Source organism: Mycobacterium sp., assembly GCF_052143115.1.
Classification (GTDB): domain Bacteria; phylum Actinomycetota; class Actinomycetes; order Mycobacteriales; family Mycobacteriaceae; genus Mycobacterium.
In genome coordinates this window covers 1-3,031 of record NZ_JBKQTQ010000153.1, presented here as the reverse complement: position 1 = coordinate 3,031, position 3,031 = coordinate 1, and the positions used below count along the sequence as shown (strand labels likewise).

At 65.5% G+C, this 3,031-nt stretch carries 4 protein-coding genes; 3 read left to right on the top strand and 1 reads right to left on the bottom strand.

The window, feature by feature from the left end:
* Both ACLQI9_RS15720 and clpP2 read left to right on the top strand, forming a co-directional pair.
* On the top strand, window positions 1-426 hold a 426-nt coding region (locus tag ACLQI9_RS15720; RefSeq protein WP_442391894.1), incomplete at its 5' end, for an ATP-dependent Clp protease proteolytic subunit.
* On the top strand, window positions 423-1,058 hold the full coding sequence (gene clpP2, locus ACLQI9_RS15715; protein ID WP_442391893.1) for an ATP-dependent CLP protease proteolytic subunit ClpP2: 636 nt from the start codon (window positions 423-425) through the stop codon (window positions 1,056-1,058). The genes ACLQI9_RS15720 and clpP2, both read left to right, overlap by 4 nt.
* A gap of 25 nt (window positions 1,059-1,083) precedes the next feature.
* Here clpP2 and mmuM read toward each other — a convergent pair whose 3' ends face one another.
* Complete coding sequence (mmuM, locus tag ACLQI9_RS15710) at window positions 1,084-1,956, bottom strand: homocysteine S-methyltransferase (protein ID WP_442380498.1); 873 nt, start codon at window positions 1,954-1,956, stop codon at window positions 1,084-1,086.
* Between the two features lie 264 nt (window positions 1,957-2,220).
* Between mmuM and clpX the strand changes: the two genes are divergently transcribed.
* Window positions 2,221-3,031: ATP-dependent Clp protease ATP-binding subunit ClpX (clpX, locus tag ACLQI9_RS15705; RefSeq protein WP_442391892.1), on the top strand; the 811-nt coding region annotated here is incomplete at its 3' end.

The window sequence follows — 3,031 nt, the reverse complement described above, 5'->3', positions numbered from 1 at the left end:
TCGCTCTACATCAATTCACCCGGCGGATCGATCAGCGCCGGAATGGCGATCTACGACACGATGGTGCTGGCGCCGTGTGACATCGCCACGTATGCGATGGGCATGGCCGCCTCGATGGGCGAAGTCCTCCTGGCGGCCGGCACCAAGGGCATGCGCTACGCGCTGCCGCACGCTCGCATCCTGATGCACCAGCCGCTGGGCGGGGTGACCGGTAGCGCGGCCGACATCGCCATCCAGGCCGAGCAGTTCGCCGTCATCAAGCAGGAGATGTTCCGGCTCAACGCCGAATTCACCGGCCAGCCGGTCGAGCGCATCGTGGCGGATTCGGATCGCGACCGCTGGTTCACCGCGCCGGAGGGCCTGGAATACGGGTTCGTCGACCACATCATCACCCGCGCCGAGACCAACGGAGCCCCATCACTATGAACCCCGAACTCCAGCCCCAAGGGCGTTACATCCTGCCGTCGTTCATCGAGCATTCGAGCTTCGGCATCAAGGAGTCCAACCCGTACAACAAGCTGTTCGAGGAACGCATCATCTTCCTCGGCGTCCAGGTCGACGACGCGTCGGCCAACGACATCATGGCGCAGCTGCTCGTGCTGGAGTCCCTCGATCCCGACCGCGACATCACCATGTACATCAATTCGCCGGGCGGCGGGTTCACCTCGCTGATGGCGATCTACGACACGATGCAATATGTGCGGGCCGACATCCAGACGGTGTGCCTGGGCCAGGCGGCCTCGGCCGCGGCGGTGTTGTTGGCCGCCGGTTCACCGGGCAAGCGGATGGCGCTGCCCAACGCGCGTGTGCTGATTCACCAGCCGTCGTTGTCCGGCGTGATCCAGGGCCAGTTCTCCGATCTGGAGATCCAGGCCGCGGAGATCGAGCGGATGCGCACCCTGATGGAGACCACGCTGGCCCACCACACCGGCAAGGAGCCGTCGGTGATCCGCAAGGACACCGACCGGGACAAGATCCTGACCGCCGAAGAGGCAAAGGACTACGGGATCATCGACACCGTGCTGGAGTACCGGAAGCTCTCGGCGCAGACGGCGTGATTGACCGCTTGCGCTGATCAGCCGGCTAGGTCAGCGCGGTCGCCAGCTCGGCGATGTCGGCCGGCCGCACCCGGCAGCACCCGCCGATGACCCGCGCGCCGGCCGCCGCCCACTGCACGGCTAACCGCGCCGAGAACCGCGATGGGCCCACCCAAGTGCGCCGAGCGCTATCCCAGCGCTCGCCGCTGTTGGGATACACGATCACCGGTTTGCCGGTTTCTCGGGCCTGCCCGATCGCCGGCAGCACGTCGTCGGGTGCGCAGCAATTGACCCCGACCGCGACGATTTCCGGTACCCCGACCGCCACGGCGAAGGCGTCAGCCAGCGGCTGACCGGCGCGGGTGCGTGTGCCGTCGATGGTGTAGCTGAGCCAGGCCGGCACACCGACTGATTGCACCAGGTTCACCAGTGCCTCGGACTCGTCGACGTCGGGGATGGTTTCCAGCGCCAGCACGTCGGCGCCGGCGTCTGCCAGCACCTCCAGCCGAGGCCGGTGCCAGTCTTCTAGCTGCGCGACGCCAAGCCCGTAGCGTCCGCGGTATTCCGAGCCGTCGGCCAGTGCGGCGCCGTACGGGCCGACCGATGCGGCCACCCGGCGACCCACATCGCCCACTTCGTCGCGCGCGGTCTTGGCGAGTTCGACGCTGCGCCGAAGCAATCGGATGGTGTCGTCGCGGCTGATCCCGCTGTCGGCGAAGCCGTCGAAGGACGCTTGGTAGCTGGCCGTGGTCGCGATCATCGCCCCGGCGCGAAAGAACGCCGTATGCACCGCGGTGACCTCCTGCGGAGCCTCCACCAGCAGCCGCGCCGACCACAACCCGTCGGAAAGGTCATGACCTCGCGCCTCGAGTTCGGTCGCCAGACCGCCATCGGCGATTAACGCGGTATTCTCGGGCACGGCGAAACCCACAGGCCTAATCTAGGGCCGCCGAGCCCGTCCGCCTCTCAGTCGCATAACAGCCGCGACACGCCAGGGACACGGTGGCGCGTTCCGGCAAGCGTGGGGCCGCCTCAGGCGATATGTTCAGGCACACAAGCACGAATATCACCGACGCGATTCGGCTCTAACGGTCGCATCGCTCCGCAACAAGCGGGTAGCGTCGGGAAATACACGCGGCATAGCACGATCGAAACGGTGAACAGGAAGTAGGCCCCCAGCACCATGGCGCGCATCGGAGACGGCGGTGACCTCCTGAAGTGCTCGTTCTGCGGAAAGAGCCAGAAGCAGGTCAAAAAGCTTATTGCGGGCCCAGGCGTATACATCTGCGATGAATGCATCGATCTTTGCAACGAGATCATCGAAGAGGAACTCGCCGACGCCGACGACGTCAAACTCGATGAGCTGCCCAAGCCGGCCGAGATCCGCGACTTCTTGGAGGGCTACGTCATCGGCCAGGACACCGCGAAGCGGACGCTTGCGGTCGCTGTCTACAACCACTACAAGCGGATTCAGGCCGGCGAGAAGGGCCGCGATTCCCGGTCGGGTGAACCCGTCGAGCTGACCAAGTCCAACATCTTGATGCTGGGACCCACCGGCTGCGGCAAGACCTACCTGGCTCAAACCCTGGCCAAGATGCTCAACGTGCCCTTCGCGATCGCTGACGCCACCGCGCTGACCGAGGCCGGCTATGTCGGCGAAGACGTCGAGAATATTCTGCTCAAGCTCATTCAGGCCGCAGACTACGACGTCAAGCGCGCCGAGACCGGCATCATCTACATCGACGAGGTCGACAAGATCGCCCGCAAGAGCGAGAACCCGTCGATCACCCGTGACGTCTCCGGGGAAGGCGTGCAGCAGGCGCTGTTGAAGATCTTGGAGGGCACCCAGGCGTCGGTGCCCCCGCAGGGCGGCCGCAAGCACCCGCACCAGGAGTTCATCCAGATCGACACCACCAACGTGTTGTTCATCGTGGCCGGCGCGTTCGCCGGGCTGGAGAAGATCGTCTCCGACCGGGTCGGCAAACGTGGTTTGG

Bases quoted from the DNA above. Each gene is read 5' to 3' on its own strand.
- clpP2 (WP_442391893.1), top strand. From the start codon at position 423: ATGAACCCCGAACTCCAGCCCCAAGGGCGTTACATCCTGCCGTCGTTC.